This is a genomic window from Proteus faecis (assembly GCF_030286765.1).
GTDB classification, from domain to species: domain Bacteria; phylum Pseudomonadota; class Gammaproteobacteria; order Enterobacterales; family Enterobacteriaceae; genus Proteus; species Proteus faecis.
Window position 1 is genome coordinate 437931 of sequence record NZ_JASVWV010000001.1, and the last position, 15225, is coordinate 453155.

General features: G+C 40.8%; 21 protein-coding genes. All 21 read right to left on the bottom strand.

What is annotated here, in order from left to right:
• Position 1: 1 nt before the first annotated feature.
• Positions 2-343 carry a hypothetical protein gene (locus QSH13_RS02030; RefSeq protein ID WP_109397953.1) on the bottom strand — a complete coding sequence of 114 codons (342 nt, stop codon included), beginning with the start codon at positions 341-343 and terminating at the stop codon, positions 2-4.
• 69 nt (positions 344-412) lie between these two features.
• Positions 413-1480 (bottom strand): major capsid family protein, encoded by a 1068-nt coding sequence (locus tag QSH13_RS02035; protein ID WP_286038740.1) that lies wholly within the window; start codon positions 1478-1480, stop codon positions 413-415.
• Complete coding sequence (locus QSH13_RS02040) at positions 1480-1977, bottom strand: structural cement protein Gp24 (protein ID WP_196570181.1); 498 nt, start codon at positions 1975-1977, stop codon at positions 1480-1482. The genes QSH13_RS02035 and QSH13_RS02040 overlap by 1 nt, the downstream gene beginning before the upstream one ends.
• On the bottom strand, positions 1977-3239 hold the full coding sequence (locus QSH13_RS02045; RefSeq protein ID WP_286038741.1) for a DUF2213 domain-containing protein: 1263 nt from the start codon (positions 3237-3239) through the stop codon (positions 1977-1979). The genes QSH13_RS02040 and QSH13_RS02045 overlap by 1 nt, the downstream gene beginning before the upstream one ends.
• A complete protein-coding gene (locus tag QSH13_RS02050) occupies positions 3236-3949 on the bottom strand; it encodes a phage head morphogenesis protein (protein WP_336621755.1) in 714 nt (237 codons plus the stop codon). Before QSH13_RS02050 ends, QSH13_RS02045 begins: the two co-directional genes overlap by 4 nt.
• Before the next feature lie 37 nt (positions 3950-3986).
• A complete protein-coding gene (locus QSH13_RS02055; protein ID WP_286038743.1) occupies positions 3987-5486 on the bottom strand; it encodes a phage portal protein in 1500 nt (499 codons plus the stop codon).
• 1 nt (position 5487) lies between these two features.
• Complete coding sequence (gene terL / locus QSH13_RS02060; RefSeq protein WP_286038744.1) at positions 5488-6888, bottom strand: phage terminase large subunit; 1401 nt, start codon at positions 6886-6888, stop codon at positions 5488-5490.
• Positions 6889-7111: 223 nt separating this feature from the next.
• Positions 7112-7522 (bottom strand): hypothetical protein, encoded by a 411-nt coding sequence (locus tag QSH13_RS02065; RefSeq protein ID WP_161670942.1) that lies wholly within the window; start codon positions 7520-7522, stop codon positions 7112-7114.
• A gap of 122 nt (positions 7523-7644) precedes the next feature.
• The gene (locus QSH13_RS02070; RefSeq protein ID WP_109406425.1) at positions 7645-8664 is read right to left on the bottom strand and encodes a terminase small subunit; all 1020 of its coding nucleotides are present in this window, start codon (positions 8662-8664) and stop codon (positions 7645-7647) included.
• Positions 8665-9198: 534 nt separating this feature from the next.
• A complete protein-coding gene (locus QSH13_RS02075; RefSeq protein ID WP_109406426.1) occupies positions 9199-9645 on the bottom strand; it encodes a lysis protein in 447 nt (148 codons plus the stop codon).
• A gap of 5 nt (positions 9646-9650) precedes the next feature.
• On the bottom strand, positions 9651-10043 hold the full coding sequence (locus tag QSH13_RS02080; RefSeq protein WP_490166400.1) for a M15 family metallopeptidase: 393 nt from the start codon (positions 10041-10043) through the stop codon (positions 9651-9653).
• Positions 10036-10350: a phage holin family protein gene (locus QSH13_RS02085; protein ID WP_336621752.1), complete on the bottom strand. Its 315-nt coding sequence runs from the start codon at positions 10348-10350 to the stop codon at positions 10036-10038. The genes QSH13_RS02080 and QSH13_RS02085 overlap by 8 nt, the downstream gene beginning before the upstream one ends.
• A 54-nt stretch (positions 10351-10404) precedes the next feature.
• Positions 10405-11457 (bottom strand): DNA-methyltransferase, encoded by a 1053-nt coding sequence (locus QSH13_RS02090; protein WP_192876270.1) that lies wholly within the window; start codon positions 11455-11457, stop codon positions 10405-10407.
• A 142-nt stretch (positions 11458-11599) separates the two neighbouring features.
• Entirely contained in the window at positions 11600-11797 is a 198-nt protein-coding gene (locus tag QSH13_RS02095; RefSeq protein WP_100159643.1) for a TrmB family transcriptional regulator, read from the bottom strand.
• A gap of 162 nt (positions 11798-11959) precedes the next feature.
• On the bottom strand, positions 11960-12493 hold the full coding sequence (locus tag QSH13_RS02100) for an antiterminator Q family protein (RefSeq protein WP_036908154.1): 534 nt from the start codon (positions 12491-12493) through the stop codon (positions 11960-11962).
• Positions 12481-12792 carry a Ref family recombination enhancement nuclease gene (locus tag QSH13_RS02105; protein WP_286038745.1) on the bottom strand — a complete coding sequence of 104 codons (312 nt, stop codon included), beginning with the start codon at positions 12790-12792 and terminating at the stop codon, positions 12481-12483. The genes QSH13_RS02100 and QSH13_RS02105 overlap by 13 nt, the downstream gene beginning before the upstream one ends.
• An 11-nt stretch (positions 12793-12803) precedes the next feature.
• Positions 12804-13397: a DUF1367 family protein gene (locus QSH13_RS02110; RefSeq protein WP_286038746.1), complete on the bottom strand. Its 594-nt coding sequence runs from the start codon at positions 13395-13397 to the stop codon at positions 12804-12806.
• A 113-nt stretch (positions 13398-13510) separates the two neighbouring features.
• On the bottom strand, positions 13511-14398 hold the full coding sequence (locus tag QSH13_RS02115) for an AbiTii domain-containing protein (RefSeq protein WP_161729995.1): 888 nt from the start codon (positions 14396-14398) through the stop codon (positions 13511-13513).
• A gap of 27 nt (positions 14399-14425) precedes the next feature.
• A complete protein-coding gene (locus QSH13_RS02120; RefSeq protein WP_286038747.1) occupies positions 14426-14767 on the bottom strand; it encodes a hypothetical protein in 342 nt (113 codons plus the stop codon).
• Between the two features lie 3 nt (positions 14768-14770).
• The gene (locus QSH13_RS02125) at positions 14771-15004 is read right to left on the bottom strand and encodes a hypothetical protein (RefSeq protein WP_286038748.1); all 234 of its coding nucleotides are present in this window, start codon (positions 15002-15004) and stop codon (positions 14771-14773) included.
• 2 nt (positions 15005-15006) lie between these two features.
• A complete protein-coding gene (locus tag QSH13_RS02130) occupies positions 15007-15183 on the bottom strand; it encodes a palmdelphin (protein ID WP_286038749.1) in 177 nt (58 codons plus the stop codon).
• Between the last annotated feature and the right edge of the window lie 42 nt (positions 15184-15225).

A 15225-nucleotide genomic window follows, 5' to 3' on the forward strand; every position in this document is an offset into this window, starting at 1 on the left:
ATCACTTACCTTTTTTGTTGGTTTTAGGAACGTCTAGCTTTTCAGCCTCTAACGATTCAGGCGTGTCAGGGGCTGATTGGTCGCTAGCTTCCATGTCAGTGGCAACTTTTTCGGGATCTTCTTTGCGTTCTTCAACGGTAATATACCCATTGTCACGATGAAGATTGAAAACGTGATTTTCTTTGAGCTGTTTGTATTGCTCGTCAGTAATTTCTGTCACACGGCCACGCGGTGTGTACATGTGTTTAGTCATTACGTTCGCTTGACCGGCAATAAACACTTTCCCGTCTCTCACGGTATAGTTCTGGTCATTTGATAAGGTGCAATATGCGTAAAGAGGCATGGAGTGCTCTCCTATTGTTTAGATATAAAAAAGCCCTCAAATGAGGGCGCAAAAAGAGAAGTGGTAAGATTAAATGCCAGTTAAGCGTGTTACCGCCCACGGACGGGTCACAAATACACCTGCAGTCGCATTGGTCGCATCTTCCATATACCCTTTAATTTGGTTGAGTGAACCTAATAACTGGTATTTCACAGGCACGACTTGCAAGATCACCGCACTGGTTGCCGTTGAGCCATCATCAATACTATCTGCGAACATATAGGCCACATCAGCCCCACCATTTGCGCCCACAAATTCAGGAGAGAAAACCAGACGCATATTGGGATAGTTTTCATTTATCCATTGTTTGACTGTTTCACCACGTGCCACCGGATTAGCCACATTCAGTGCAGAACGAAAGCCCAACGGCAATGTTAAGGTGATTGGCGTGTCATCTTTAATAATACCGCCAGAGCTTGTTTCAATACGCGAGAACATATCGGTAATATCGGCAGTAATATCTGCAAATGTTCCACCTTTCCATTTACCCTTTGCTGTTTCATAGGCAGGTAAGTTAGGCTCATTCATCAAACCAAAGACGCGCGTTTCAGGGCTATTAAATCCGTAGTAACCCACGCGTTCACGCCCTTGCTCTAATGATTCAGTCACTGAATTGCGCTTTTCTTCCATCGCAACAAAGCCTGCTGACGATTGGCGCGCTTCTTCTAATTTACCGACTTGGAAACCTAATTCGAAACGAACAAGACCACGGCGCTCTTGGTCTTGCGCATAAGACGCTAATGGCACATTGGTATGATCACCATAAAGTTCGGCTTTACCGGTTGGTGTCGCCACATTCAGAATGATCTCTTCATCATGCCACTCGCCCGCATTGACGATACCCGTGATTTCATCTAACACACGCACACGCGTTGCGGTACGAATGACACCCGGTAAAACGTGTTGCAACATTTCGCGTTGAATTAAGCCCCCCTGTATTGCACCACCGCTAATCGCTGAGTCCATCGCAGAAAAACCACCAAAGCCGATTTGCGCTAATTCCCCGTATGTCCATTTCTGATCAGGGTTAATATTCAGTTGGCCATGTTTTTTGACATCACGACCAGACATGTGAAACTTAATTTTACTGACTGGCATTATTCACCTTCCTTTGGAGATGCTGGATATGGGATTTCTGTTAAACGAATAATGCCCAAATGAGCACTTTCTGTGGATTCAAGGTGTCGGCTGATGAAACCAATGACACGATCACCGGCACTAATGGTGGCTTTAGAAGATAGCGAGCCGTCAGCTTCATCGAACACAACCGGTGCGTTGATTTTTCCTGCCACTTCTTTTAGCTCAACGAAAACTTCACCCATTGTCAGGAATTCGCCCTGTGTGCCATTACGAGCAAATTGTTCTTCGATACGATAGGCTTTAGGGTTAATCATGATCCCCGCAAATGCACCTTTACCACCGACTTGAACGGATTCCACTGAATCATCTTTGTAGGTATAGGCGCGACCGAAAATATTCAGCTTTTCATCTGATGAACTAAGAATTGCTGAAACAGCGCGAATAGGGCCTGCATGACTAATTTCACCGACAACACCAGAAATTAAGCCATCTGCTACTGATTTAGGAATTGCCATTATTTAGCTCCCCATTTATCCATAATTGTTTTATTGCTCACTGCAGAGTCCATTGTTGAGCTGGGCTTTTGAGAATCAGGTACACGTCCTTGCATCCATGCATCAAGAGCAATCGCTTCGGTTCCCTTACTGCATTGAATACCCAGTTCTTTAACACCGTACTCCGCGACTTGTTGTTGAGTCATAGCAGAGTGGTCAAACACACCAATAAACGGCGTTAATTTATGCGCTAACGCATCACGCGCACCGATTTGTTTGAGTAATTCACCCGTATCCATTGCCGGTTTTGCTTTCTCTAATCGCTTAATTTTACGTTTCAGAGATGCCATTTCATCCATTGCAGTCATGCTACGATTTAGGCGCTTTAAACGACGATTAAGACCATCGGTAGTTGCTTGGTCAAGATGCTCTTTAGCTTCTTCAATCGCTTCGACTGCAGTTTCAATCGCGACCTCGGCTTTTTCTACTGCTTCAGGCTCGCCAGATTCAGCCTCTTCTGTGGCAATTTCAGCTTTTTCCACTGCTTCTTCTGCTTTCTGCTCTTCGTCAGGGTCTGAATCAGTTGAAGACTTATCTTTATCGTCAGGCTCATCATCTGTTGCAGGTTTAGCACTGGTGATTGCTTCTTTGATAATCGCTTTTAACGCTTCCAATTGCTCGGGCGTAAAGGCACCTTCATCAGTGGTTGGTTTGTCTTTATTTTCATCTTCAGGATTCATGCGAATAAGTTCCTTTGTGTCTATGGTAATAACGGAGTGGTCTTGCACAGCAACGTCAGCGCCAGTGCGCCCTTCATCGACTAACGCAAGATGGTTGGCTCTAATATGCCGTTGTATGGCGTCATAACGTTCACCGTTAAATTCGCCTGATGTAAAATCGTAAATACAGCGATAACCCGGAGATAATTCAATTTTTCCCCCCTCAATTTGGTTAAGCGCTGAATTAGACAGGATTTTGATATTGCCTCTGAGGTAGGGGTATTCAAAATAAACCCGCTCCCCAATGACCCCTTGTATCCCCTTTGTCTCTGCGGGTGTGCCGTCTTTCCCTAACATTTCATGCTCATCAACAAAGGGCATTAATTTGAAAGAGTTAATTGTCTCTGTGCTGGCCAGTTCTTCTTGTGGGCGATACACCTTGTAAATCTTTTCAGGTATTGGTGCGCCAATTTCAAACCCTAAATAATCAAAAACCCCAACTTTAGAGATGGGGTTATCTTTTACTTCCAGCCAGCCGTTTAAATCATATTGTCGCTTTGTCATGTCTCCTCACCAAAATCAATAACCGGTGTCCAGAAGCACTTACAATTTGGCAACTGTCCGGGCAGTCCTCGCTCTCCCGTTTTGGGATCAATAATCGGTGGGTTATCTAAATCAAATACTTCACCATCCAATTTAATATGCCATTCACGAGGCTCAGCACTCCCACCAGAATGATGCCAAACCGCCTTACGAATACCGGCAGATTTCATGCGCTCATAATTCACTGCTGTCGTGATTTTGCGTGTTTGATCAACAGCGATAAAATTCGCCCTTTTTTCAGTCACACTGCCTGTATGCCGAATTTCCTCTAATAGTGTCTTTGCGCCCTCACCACCTTGGCTAATAGAGCGTAAAGCAACACTTTCAATACGTTGATGAAATTGCAGTGGAATGGATTTAATTAACGATACGTTTTCAGCCGTAGAGGCAATGATTTTATCTTTCAGGGCTTCGGGCATGTCTGGGGTTTTGATGGTGATCCCCCCAGATAACTGTTTGAAAGAATCATCTAAATTACGCTTTGCACCTATATCGACTTGGGAAACAAATTTATCCGCAATCTCTGTGGATTTTTGTTTAAAAATCTTATCCCATTTATGTTTTAGCCGGTTAAGCCAGATGCGTGTTTGACTGGCAAAGCTGGCATCCATCGTAAAACCTTCAAAGTCGTCATTTAATTCGCTAAACACTTTTTCATAGTCTTTAATCATTGAATTAATGAGGCGTGACATGTCACCTTGATAACGACTAGAGGGCGCTACTGAATACTGCAGGGGCTTCCCTTTCATTACTGCTTGGCGAGAAGTTGCCCATTGCGCTCGCTTCGTTCGTACTCGTATTCGCCTCGACATAATCTGCCTCGTTCACTTCAATACCGTAATAGCTAGATGCTTTATCACTGGCTAATTTCTTGCGGATATCTAGCCCATCAATCGCCCCCGTTGTTGCATAAGCTGAATCGGCTTGTGCTTGCTTAAGTTCAATATCCGCACTCTCAACAGCCGTTGGGCTATCAAGTGGCGCCCATGTGATAGAGATTTCTGTCACAGGTAAACCATCGCTACGCATTAACATGTCGTAATGGCGCTGTAATAGCTCTTCAAGGTCGTTTGATTGGATACTTTCAAGCTCTTCGCGGTAATTAGCTTCTTCGTATTCACCTGTTGAGTTAAAGCCTTTCGGTGTAGTGCCTAGCAGTTTTGTCGCGGGTACATTGGAAGCCGATGCCACCAGCTGATATTGCGTCATAATCGTGGCGTCTAAATCCGCTAATGAGGTATCGAACTGTTGAACTACATCTTCTTTACCTACTGCCTGAACGCCGTAATTATCTCTCATCTCAATGAACTCAAGGATATTTTGACGAATAGTCAGTTCATCCATTCCCTCGACATCTGCCATACCAATAGTCAATAAACGCTTGGTCATTGCCAATTGTGGCGCTTCATTGGCGGTACGTTCTGAAGCATAGACACGCTCATAAATGCGCTCTGGCACTGATACGCCAAAGTAGTTGTAAAGTGGCTTCAAGACATTCGGCACTGGAAACGGCACAAACTTAATAAAGTGAGACTTGTGATACTTACGTCCACCAATCACATAATAGGTTGGCTCGTAGAAAGCCATGCTTGCAGGATCTTGAATATTGGCATCCGTTAAATCAGCCGTTACCCATTGGGGATCAATCTGTTTAATCCCTTTGTACATGCCTTTTGTCACACCATCGATATTAAACGGGTTTTCATACCACTCTTTCGGGTTTGATGTCTCCACAATAAATAACGCTAAACGACCGCCATATACTCGCCCAAAGTGAACCAACTCTTTAAGCTGATGTGTAATACGGTATTTTTTATCGCGTTTGCGGAGCTTTTTACTGATAGCGCGATCATCGTCGTTATCACAATCAATATCATATCCCTGACGTATCGCATCACGAGCTGGCATATTGCAAGCTTTATCCACCAGCCAATGTTTAGCGATAACCGCACACATATTGTTGCCGATAAACATTTGTGAGGCATACCAAGAAGCCTGAGCCTCGGGTACGCCGTAAACTTGCTCGCCTTTAAATGAAGGGACATAGCTATCAATGCTATCCATTGCGACGCCATTAATTATAGGCTGGGGTAAGTCCAATCCTTTAAAGTCATTATTAGGAACCAGTGAAGAATATAAATGCGTTGAGAACGCAGACCGTTTGGTTGCTTTTTTTATTTCAATTTTTTTCTTACTAAATGGCCACATACTAAGTCCTCTTACGAGAGAAGAAACCGCCTTTTTTCTTCTGATATAAATCACGTAATGCTTGCGTCATCGCATCCACTGTGTCGTCATTGCTAGAGAACGGGAATGTAGTGATCTCTTCTACGGTTTCTACAATCCACGGCGCAATGTCTTTGTGGGGGAGCCACACATTTCCAGCCTCCCACTCAGCAGTACACGCATGAGCACGAGCAACCTTGCTACCATCTGGCTCGACGGGAATTAACCCTGAGACGGTTGATTTGAGAGAGTCGATTACAGCAGGGCCATTGGCTTTGTCTTCCACCAGCTTACGTCGTCCTTCAGGGAATTTTTCAGCTAACCATTTCACCGATTTTAAGGTTTCAGTAAAGCTCATGCGTTTTCTAATTTGATACAGTAGATAAGCGTTTGCGTCTTTCTTGCCCCATACCTGCCCCACCACATAGTCAGTACCGTCACTGTCTTTAAAGGTCATATCCCAACTATGGATAACCTTATCGAATTTTTCAGGTAGGTCTTTCGGTAGATAGTACTGAGCAAATTCTTCGTGGAAGATTTGACCATCACCCGGCTTAGGTGATTGTTGGTACATTGCAGACCAGAAGTAATCACCAATGATTGCTTTTGTCTCAAGGAGTTTGTCAATTGGGTGTAACTCTGGTACCAGTGCTTCCCCTCGCTCATTGATTGCAGGGAATGCAAGCACCTTGGTTTCAGGCGCTTTTTCTTTTAATTGGCCAGACAAATCATCAGTTGCCCACCGAGTGGCCATGATAATTTCACCGCTATTTTTTGATAAACGGGTCTTAAAGGTCGAAACGTACCAGTTCCAAATTGATTTTTTAACAGTCTGGCTAAGCGCTTCTTTTGAGTTCTTTATCGGGTCATCAATAATACCGAGGTCAACTTTCTTACCCGTTAATGGGCCACCTACCCCCGCACAAACATAGCCTCCTTTGTGGTTGGCAAGGCCAAACTCATCAGAATTACGTTTAACTGCAATGCCGTTCTCAGGCTTATTACCTAACCAACTTTTAGGAAATAGCACGCGATATTCATCGGACATCATAATGCGCTGAACATCGGTATTCATATCACCGGCTAAATCTGAGGAATAAGACAGTGCACCCACACGCATGTTAGGGTATTTTCCAAAGAAATAAGCAGGAAGATAGCGAGAAACAATATCAGACTTACCGTGTTGTGGCGGTGCCCCTAATATTAATTTAGGGCGCTTACCAGCCATCATATCAATCAAGAACTGGTCGAGCGCATCACATACCGTCTGAGAAAAATGGCTTGTGATGTATTCAGGGTTTATATACTGAATAAATTCATGCAAACTACGGCGTGCTATCTCCCTTTCGATCTCTTCATCAAACAAACTGAAATCGATATCCATAGTCACACCTAAAATGTAATAAATAGCCCTTTCACCTCAAAATAACAGTGAAATGGAAAGTGAGTTTCTGATAACAAATTAGCAACAAATAAAAAGCCTAAATTCAGGAAGAAGATTTAGGCTTTTATCGGTTTGGCTTTCTTTTTTAATTGAGTTAAAAAGCGAAGGGACGCTTAAGCACGATTATGTTAAATAGAACGATAATTGGTACAATTTATACTATTTACAGACCAGGATATAATTGCCCTTCATCAACAAAATAAACCTGCGTTAAATACCATCGCCCATCCTGAAAAATTAAATAATATTCATAAATAGGTGAGTAACCATCAGGTACAATATATTGCGTTGTGACAACAGTGATATTGTTAGTGCTCTTTACTACCGACAATATTTTCTCTTTTTTGGGGTCATGACTTGATTCAGAACCAAATGCAATGGGTTCTCCTACAAAATCAGGTAATGTGTATTTAGTTAATAGCCTACGCCACGCCTTATCTGCTAACTCCGTATACTCATCAGGCTTCGAACCCATAAGGCTAAATGCGTAGTCATTCCATTCCATGTAATCTTGTTGAAATTGTCTAACCAAAATTTCAGGTGACTCATTAGACATGGCAACAGATTGATTCATAAATAATCCACCTAAAAAAAGAACAGTAAATAAATACAATGCATAAAATCGATATTTAGACATATTCCCTATCTGCTCGATGCAATATTTAAATATGTTGTTATATCACACTGACTAAAATCTTACTGCTTTGATTTTACTCTTAATTGCATAAGTTGCTCGAAACTTAGGTGGCTTAAATCAATTCCTGTTGTTTGAATAGGCCCACCATCGGCACCCGTTAATTCCGTCTTGTTCTTCAGCATACCTAAATGCTGTGCAACCATCTTAAGCGCTTCATCTTGATTACGAGTGATAACCTCAACACCAAACTTCCCTTCTTTCACGCCAGCAAATACTCGACGAGCTGGCCCTGTTAAATCACGCGTATCATGAAAGTACGCACGGCCAATACCGGCACCGTTACAACGAGGGCAATCAGGATTTGGATCTAATGTTTCATCGTAACCGTAGCCACCCACATCTTGTGGTGGGGGTTTCTTTGCTACAACTGCTTTTTTAATCGCATCTTCAAACTCTATTGAATCACGCCACTGGTAATTGAAACCAAAGCCCCAGCAATGACGGCAACATAATCGACGATATTCAGTCAGTTCGTTAACGTCTGCCGTTGCGATATCCCACCATATTTTTAATACAGCATCTTGGGTTATCTCTGTTCTGCGTTCCCGTTCGGCTAATGCGTCAGTGATTGCTCGTGAAACCTTAGCATTTCTTAGCATTCGAGTAGCATTGACATAAGCTGTATTTCCTTCGCCTTTATAACCGGCTCGCTTATATGCCCCTGTTCGATTTAAGTCGATGAGGTATTCACTAACAAATTTAATCTGTTGTTCTGTTAGCCCATAATTGCGCAGACTAAACGTGTTTTCATTATCGTGCGTATTACTGACTCCATTGCTCTGCGCATCGGGTATATCACTATTGCGCATTAGCTCTTTTGCGCTTTCTTTTTTCTGCGTAGTGCGCAATTTTTTGTGCGCAGTTTTTTGCGCATTCTGCGCACGGGATATTTTGATATATCGTCGGGCTGTTGCGTAGTTTAATTCCTTTAGTTCGCACCACTCTTTAGGGGATATTCCTGTTATAGCATGTTCGGCGAGGAACTGTTGTTGTAGCATCCCCCAATCCGGTTTTGCCATTGTGTTTATCTCCTTAGCCTATTAAAAAGCCCTCTCGAAAGTAGGCTTTGTGATTGACTCTTATGAATTGTACTCGTCTCTCCGGTTGTCACGCCCTTTCTTCTACCTACAGCTGACGTTGCTGATAATGACCGAAAAATATAACAAAATGGTGGTATTCATTGTTTTTGATTCTCACTATGCGCTCACTGTGAGGTAATGCAGGTCATAGCTAACATAGGAGACAGCGACAATACGACGCATTAAAAAACCGCTATTACAATAAGACTGTTGTTTTCTAAAAACTTACGTTGATTATTAACAGATTGGCTTGCTGGGTATTGGTAATCTATTGTTTTCACATATGCTAGTGAAAGCCCTGTGGGAGCCCAAACTCACAGGGTTATTTTTATCTTGTTTTTTTATTTAAGTAAGAGATAGGTTAATCAGAATTATCAATCTAGTATATATACCTACTTAAGCTATACTAAGTAATCATCACTATACTTTGATTAATATCCTGTTAGTTTGCCCATGCACCCATGCTGGGCTTTTTTAGTTCACACACTCCATTCTAATGTAATCCTGCAATCCTAATATTACTTGCTCTGACTGTGCAATTCGCTCTCTGAGTAACCAATAATTTCGGATAGCGGTGTCAGTAGGTCGGGCGGTGGTTGCATCATCCACGCCGGAGGTGGTAACGCCTTCGGATTTTGGACAGTTGGCTTTGATGTACACCCGCTCAGGATGACGCTCACTAAGATCACGTAACTGGCTAATTTCAGTTTTAGCATTATCGAGTTCCTGCGTATGTTTTACATCGAGATCATGAAGGGATTTTATGCGTGCTTGGTAAGCTTGATTGATACTGACTTGCTCATTGAACGAATTAGTAAGTAATTTGTGATTAGCTTTTAACGTTCCGTAGTCATCTATTACCCACCAGAGCCAAAATGCCAACACCACACAACTACCAGTGAGTAATTTGGTGATATTCATAGACGTTATGCCGGATATGATTTCCACGTTAATTGAAAATGAGGACCATCTTTAAATGAATCCCAATTACCGCCCCACTCAACATCAATGCCAAACTCTTTACCTGCTTGGATCATCGCTTCAGCCACTTTTTTAAAGTATGACCATTCTTGCCAAGGTATTGAGCCATTCACAATAGGGGCACAATCCACGGCATGGCCAGTAAGATGCCGACTATTCATCGTTCGACTTTTACCATTAATAACCAACTGACGTTGACGAGCTTCATTACGCTTTCCTTCAATAACCATAAAATCGACATCGGTTAATTCAAGTGCTCGTCGAGTTACTTTGACTAAATCAGGATGAACACCCTGCATATTCTTTTCACTACGTGTGCTAAATACAAATTTACTCACCGCTAACCTTCCTTAAAAACCGTTTTTCTAGTGTTTTAATTAACTCAGCTCCAGACCAACCGGCTAAACCAGCAATCCCACCAGCGAGTTCTGGAACCCACTCATAATAGCTAGACGCTAAGTACACCATTGCGCCAGCAAAAATAGAGACGATAACTTGAAGGAAAAATACTCCCCAACTTATATGCTCCCCATTCAACGCTTTATATGCACAACTAGCTGCAGTGCCTAACAAAGTCATAACGCTGATAAGTACGCCCACAAGCCAGTTATAGTTATTGGGGTCTTTATATGGCATTTTCTTCATACCTCCCCCTTAGCTTGGGGCTTATTAGTTAATAAAAGTCGGAATTAGTCATAATTACTTTCGTAATCTAAACTGTTCTATTTCCAGTGTGGTTTGTTCAAATCGCTCTTTCTCAAGTTCAACCCCAAGAACTCGACGATTTAACTTTAATGCGGACTTTAGTGTTGCACCTGATCCCATAAAGAAATCAGCAACCAGATCACCTTCGCGACTGCTTGAGCGAATAATGTGTTCCATCATTTCAGCTGGTTTTTCACAAGGATGTTTACCTGCGTAATATTGCACAGGTGGATACGTCCACACATCGGTGTAAGGAACATCAACGGTGACAGAAAAAGGACGACGTAATAATTGATATTGTTCAGCAAGTTCCTGATACTTCCGACTAAGAGATGCTTGAACCTCTATCAAATCAGCATGATCACGATTTAAAGGATTACTACTAAACTTTTCACTTGCTACACGCTGAAACAGCTCTTGTAGTTTTTTGTAATCAGACTCACTAGGTAGTTGCCATTGGCTATAACTAAACCAGTGTGAAGCCATCTGCTTACCTGTTGCCTGCTTTATTTCTTTTGCTGTTATTCCTAATGATTCACGTGCAGATTTAAAATACTCAATTAAAGGCTTAAATACGTTTTCTTTAAGCTCTTTGCATTGCTGAAGATAGACACTGCTTTTACCCTTATATGGGCTTTGATAATGTTCAGCAAATAAAATTCTTTCAGTGCTTGGAAAGAAACTGCGTAAATCGGCTTTACATGCCCTACGCCAAGGCCCTGATGGTTTAGCCCATACAATGTGACTTAGAATATTAAATCTTTCACGGACGAGTAATTCTGTATCCGACGCTAGTTTAGAACCACAAAAAATGTAAAGACTACCGTTAGGCTTTAATACCCGCCAAAATTCTGCGAGCATTTCATCAAGCCAAGATAAATATGATGTTACGTTTTCCCACTGATTATCCCAACTACAAGACTTCACCTGAAAGTAAGGCGGGTCAGTTGCGATTAAATCAATACAATTATCTGGAAGTGTTTTTATATAACTGAGTGAGTCATCATTGACTAAATTCACACTGTTTAAATTCACAGTATTTTTCATAGATCAGGAGAACCTTTTTTGATAAGCTCACCATGCTTTGTGCACATAAGCAGTGGGCTTTAGTTTGTCCGTGATCTACCAGAACGGGTGAATGACTGTAAAGGTGCTACCAACACTTTTACAGTCGCCCATTTTCACAGTATTAGATATTTTGAAATGTATTTCCTTTGATGTTTTCTTTGATTAGTCCCGCCATTGCCAACTGCGTTAATATCAATTGGCAACGTTCCTCAGTTAAATAGGTGCATTCTGCAACTTCATTTACCGTAACCTCCATCGTGTGCGGAACAACTTCAAAAACAAGTCTTGCCTCTTCTGTCATATCACTATGTTTTAACATGATATTTTAATACCTTTGGTCAGTTATTGGTCGTGAACACACATGTAACTCTGAACAAAGGAAACAGCAACTCTTATCTGTTTTAGATACAAAAAAACCCAGCGCTTAGGCTGGGTTAGTTGGTCACTGTATAAAAACGGCAACTTATACTTAAATAGTGGATCATTGGCTCAAAGAAGTCAACACGTTCTTACTATTATTTTTACTTTTCCACTCTTTTTCTCGTTTTTTAAATGCATCTTTTAAATGTGGGTAAATTAAATATTCTGCTGAACTAATTATGTCCTCAATTTCTCTTCTGCATGTAGACATAGAAGGTTTTCTATATTCTACCGTTCTATTGCGTCTAATCATTTGGCGCGGTTTCACGATATGGTGATAATAACGAGCAATAGCGCGATCTGAACTACCAAAGGCATAACGCAGTAATAAGAGCGTAAACGCTATTCTGTCTATGTGATAAATTTTATCGACCACTTTAGCGATCAACATCCCGTCATCGTCATTACACATTTCTCGCTCAGGATAATCACGCCTTTCTACTGTCGCCATAAATTCAGCAATAATACTGCTTTGCCTTTTTTCTATCCTCCCTGAATATACCCATGCTCCAAATTTTGATAACCAAGGCTGGATCCATGCAACCTGATCATCATCAAGTTTTAACCCATCTGATATACTCTTTATACTCGACATGCTCGTAGCTCCATTACTTCTTGCTTAGTCTGTTCTAATAACTCAATCTCGGTACCATGAATTTCTTGCCACGATTTAGGCGAAGCGTGAAAGCCGGTTTCGTAACACGCTCTATGATGTGGAAGACACAGTGGTAAAACATCTGTATGACTGGCTCGCTGTGCCATTCCCTGCCCTGTTCTAACATGATGTATTTCCGCTCTACTTGCCCCAAGCCCCATATTGCGACAACAAATACAACCCAGTTCTGCTACATCTGATAGCCACTGTCTTTCTTCTTTGGTCTTTGATTTGATCATTGGTCTTGCCTCTACGTGAAACTTAATAATTGAGATACTGCATTTTCTACAGCTTTTTGAGTGGGGAATTGCTTACGAAGGATAAAATTCCAAAGCACATCGAGTGTAGCTTTGTAGAGTTCGCTAAATGCTAAGTCGTCCATATTTGCAAAGCTGATTGATTTAGCGACACGACGTAAACTGCCGTCAGGCATTTCAAACGTGTCGTAATAACCGGCTTGCTCTACAACCCAATAGCGAAAAGCATCAAATGATTTTGTTGCTGAGATATTTTGTGCACGATTTTGTGCGACTTCTTCTAGATAGATATCGGATACAGATAAGAGCGCGTCAGCATTATCCGTGTAATATGAAAGGAATGTGATGTAACCACACACAAGCTCTTTTTCTTCAGGTGAAATGGTACCGCCAACTGGTTCCCAATATTCATACCCTAAGTTGAGTAATGCGAAGTATTTACGATGGAATCGAGGGTTACGAGCTTTCTTAAAATTCGCTGAAAGCACATCACCACACTTGATTTTTGAATGCAGAAAATCTCTCGTAACAGGGTTAGCCGGTACAAGAGTATCGTTAGACATTTTGATAAAGCTATGCTGTGCCATACTTGACTCTCAGTTGACACAGCAAATGTTTAGGATTGGGTGTTCAGACCAATGGAATTATTTTATCAGAAATACTTATTTCTTCAAAAGAAGATAATTTTAAATTTAAAAAATTAAATAAATAATTCTTTAAGTTTAGATACATAAGGTGTTATTGCAGATAGAACAGATGCAGAACCACCAGCAATAGTCATTATTTCGACTAGTTTTGTCATAACACCAGTTTGGTCTTTAACACTTTTCATCGACTCAACATGTGGGATTATATCATCAATAATTTGAGTGTCTTTTCCCTGCTTTTTTATCTCTAATAATTCAGAAAGTAGTTTATCTATTAAATCATGAGATTGAACTTGTAAATTTTGATTAAAATTTTCGCTGGCATTAGCAACATTAGCATTACCATAAATATTGGTATTAAATATATGTGCTATTTTTTCCTTTTGTTCATCATTCAAATTAGACAATTTGATATCCTCAATATTTGAAATTTTACTTTCTACTTCTAATGTGAATTGTAATATTCTGGTTTTAATTCCATCAAGAATAGCTGTATATAAATGAGCCGGCGACTCACTCCAAATTCTCATAACATCTTGATGTGTAAAACCTTTAGATATTAAGCTCACAATGTGTGTATCCCATGGCCTTTCCATCATAATAGAGTCATGTGAAGTTAACTCCTCAATAGATGAGACACTATTCGCAACACGCATTACACCATAATTTTTTTGAACGGGCTCTGGAAATTTAGTTATATCTATTGGGTAATTTTTCCACATATTATAACCATCCGTAAAATCCCCTTTAACTACACAATTAAGTATTCTGTATTCAGGGAGTTCGTCTGTATTTTTATATCCATTAAGTTCATCATTAACCCACCTTATAAAATTTTCATTTTTTATTTTATGAGCCAAATATAAACATTTTCTTAATAAATCAGATAGTTGAACTTTTGAATTAATACAATCATTTTGTATTTCAATGAGTATTGACATTTAGAAATCCCCATTTAATTAATTATACTATTTTATCTTCAATTGTAACTCACGTCCTCCATAAGTAACCCAGCATTGTGAATCACCAGACAAACAGCATTGTTGAACAGGTAATTGCTCACCACAACGTTTACACTTTTGCTTAGATAACTTCTCAGCTTGCCTTTTATACTCAGCATCATCTTTACGAATAAGCATTTGTAAGTATTCAACAACGTCATACGGTTCTCGACCAGGCATGCGTAATACACAATTACGCTTTAACATTTCCAATTCTTGATTATCTACAAGTAATTCAATTTTGGTTACACCTAATTCTTTCTGCCGTCTACGTTGTTCTGCTTTACGTTCTGCTACTGTTTTTGCCATTACTTATACCCTCATCACCTCACGCCAATAATTCAACCTATCTCTAAAAAACTCCCGATGTACCTCAGGCAACTTTTCAATTTCCACCAGCACTCGCGTTCTATGTATTTTTTGATTGTTAAGCTGTCTAATTAATCGACTAGCTAATAAATCAAGCTGTTCTAACTCGCGATATTCTTCTGGCCACAAAGCTCGGTTGTGAGGTAAATCATCAGGCAAATAAGAACGTCTAGACATAATTACATCGTCGTTTTTTGTGGTTTAACCTTAGGTTGATAAGGTGCTTTTGTTCTCGCTCTTGCTGATGCATGGAGGCGATCAATATGACACAGTGTATGGTCTAACCCATCGTCGGGTAATATGGGGTGATTATCACGAACAAGAGATTCGTGAGTAAGAGAGTCTTTAATTGTCATGGTCTTGCCTCTAATATTTAACTTAATAGCTTGGTCGAGCCC

Excerpts from the sequence above, each read along its gene's own strand:
- QSH13_RS02030 (WP_109397953.1), bottom strand. The coding sequence starts at position 343 with ATGCCTCTTTACGCATATTGCACCTTATCAAATGACCAGAACTATACC.
- QSH13_RS02035 (WP_286038740.1), bottom strand. The coding sequence starts at position 1,480 with ATGCCAGTCAGTAAAATTAAGTTTCACATGTCTGGTCGTGATGTCAAA.
- QSH13_RS02040 (WP_196570181.1), bottom strand. The coding sequence starts at position 1,977 with ATGGCAATTCCTAAATCAGTAGCAGATGGCTTAATTTCTGGTGTTGTC.
- QSH13_RS02045 (WP_286038741.1), bottom strand. The coding sequence starts at position 3,239 with ATGACAAAGCGACAATATGATTTAAACGGCTGGCTGGAAGTAAAAGAT.
- QSH13_RS02050 (WP_336621755.1), bottom strand. The coding sequence starts at position 3,949 with ATGATTAAAGACTATGAAAAAGTGTTTAGCGAATTAAATGACGACTTT.
- QSH13_RS02055 (WP_286038743.1), bottom strand. The coding sequence starts at position 5,486 with ATGTGGCCATTTAGTAAGAAAAAAATTGAAATAAAAAAAGCAACCAAA.
- terL (WP_286038744.1), bottom strand. The coding sequence starts at position 6,888 with ATGGATATCGATTTCAGTTTGTTTGATGAAGAGATCGAAAGGGAGATA.
- QSH13_RS02065 (WP_161670942.1), bottom strand. The coding sequence starts at position 7,522 with ATGAATCAATCTGTTGCCATGTCTAATGAGTCACCTGAAATTTTGGTT.
- QSH13_RS02070 (WP_109406425.1), bottom strand. The coding sequence starts at position 8,664 with ATGGCAAAACCGGATTGGGGGATGCTACAACAACAGTTCCTCGCCGAA.
- QSH13_RS02075 (WP_109406426.1), bottom strand. The coding sequence starts at position 9,645 with ATGAATATCACCAAATTACTCACTGGTAGTTGTGTGGTGTTGGCATTT.
- QSH13_RS02085 (WP_336621752.1), bottom strand. The coding sequence starts at position 10,350 with ATGAAGAAAATGCCATATAAAGACCCCAATAACTATAACTGGCTTGTG.
- QSH13_RS02090 (WP_192876270.1), bottom strand. The coding sequence starts at position 11,457 with ATGAAAAATACTGTGAATTTAAACAGTGTGAATTTAGTCAATGATGAC.
- QSH13_RS02095 (WP_100159643.1), bottom strand. The coding sequence starts at position 11,797 with ATGTTAAAACATAGTGATATGACAGAAGAGGCAAGACTTGTTTTTGAA.
- QSH13_RS02100 (WP_036908154.1), bottom strand. The coding sequence starts at position 12,493 with ATGTCGAGTATAAAGAGTATATCAGATGGGTTAAAACTTGATGATGAT.
- QSH13_RS02105 (WP_286038745.1), bottom strand. The coding sequence starts at position 12,792 with ATGATCAAATCAAAGACCAAAGAAGAAAGACAGTGGCTATCAGATGTA.
- QSH13_RS02110 (WP_286038746.1), bottom strand. The coding sequence starts at position 13,397 with ATGGCACAGCATAGCTTTATCAAAATGTCTAACGATACTCTTGTACCG.
- QSH13_RS02115 (WP_161729995.1), bottom strand. The coding sequence starts at position 14,398 with ATGTCAATACTCATTGAAATACAAAATGATTGTATTAATTCAAAAGTT.
- QSH13_RS02120 (WP_286038747.1), bottom strand. The coding sequence starts at position 14,767 with ATGGCAAAAACAGTAGCAGAACGTAAAGCAGAACAACGTAGACGGCAG.
- QSH13_RS02125 (WP_286038748.1), bottom strand. The coding sequence starts at position 15,004 with ATGTCTAGACGTTCTTATTTGCCTGATGATTTACCTCACAACCGAGCT.
- QSH13_RS02130 (WP_286038749.1), bottom strand. The coding sequence starts at position 15,183 with ATGACAATTAAAGACTCTCTTACTCACGAATCTCTTGTTCGTGATAAT.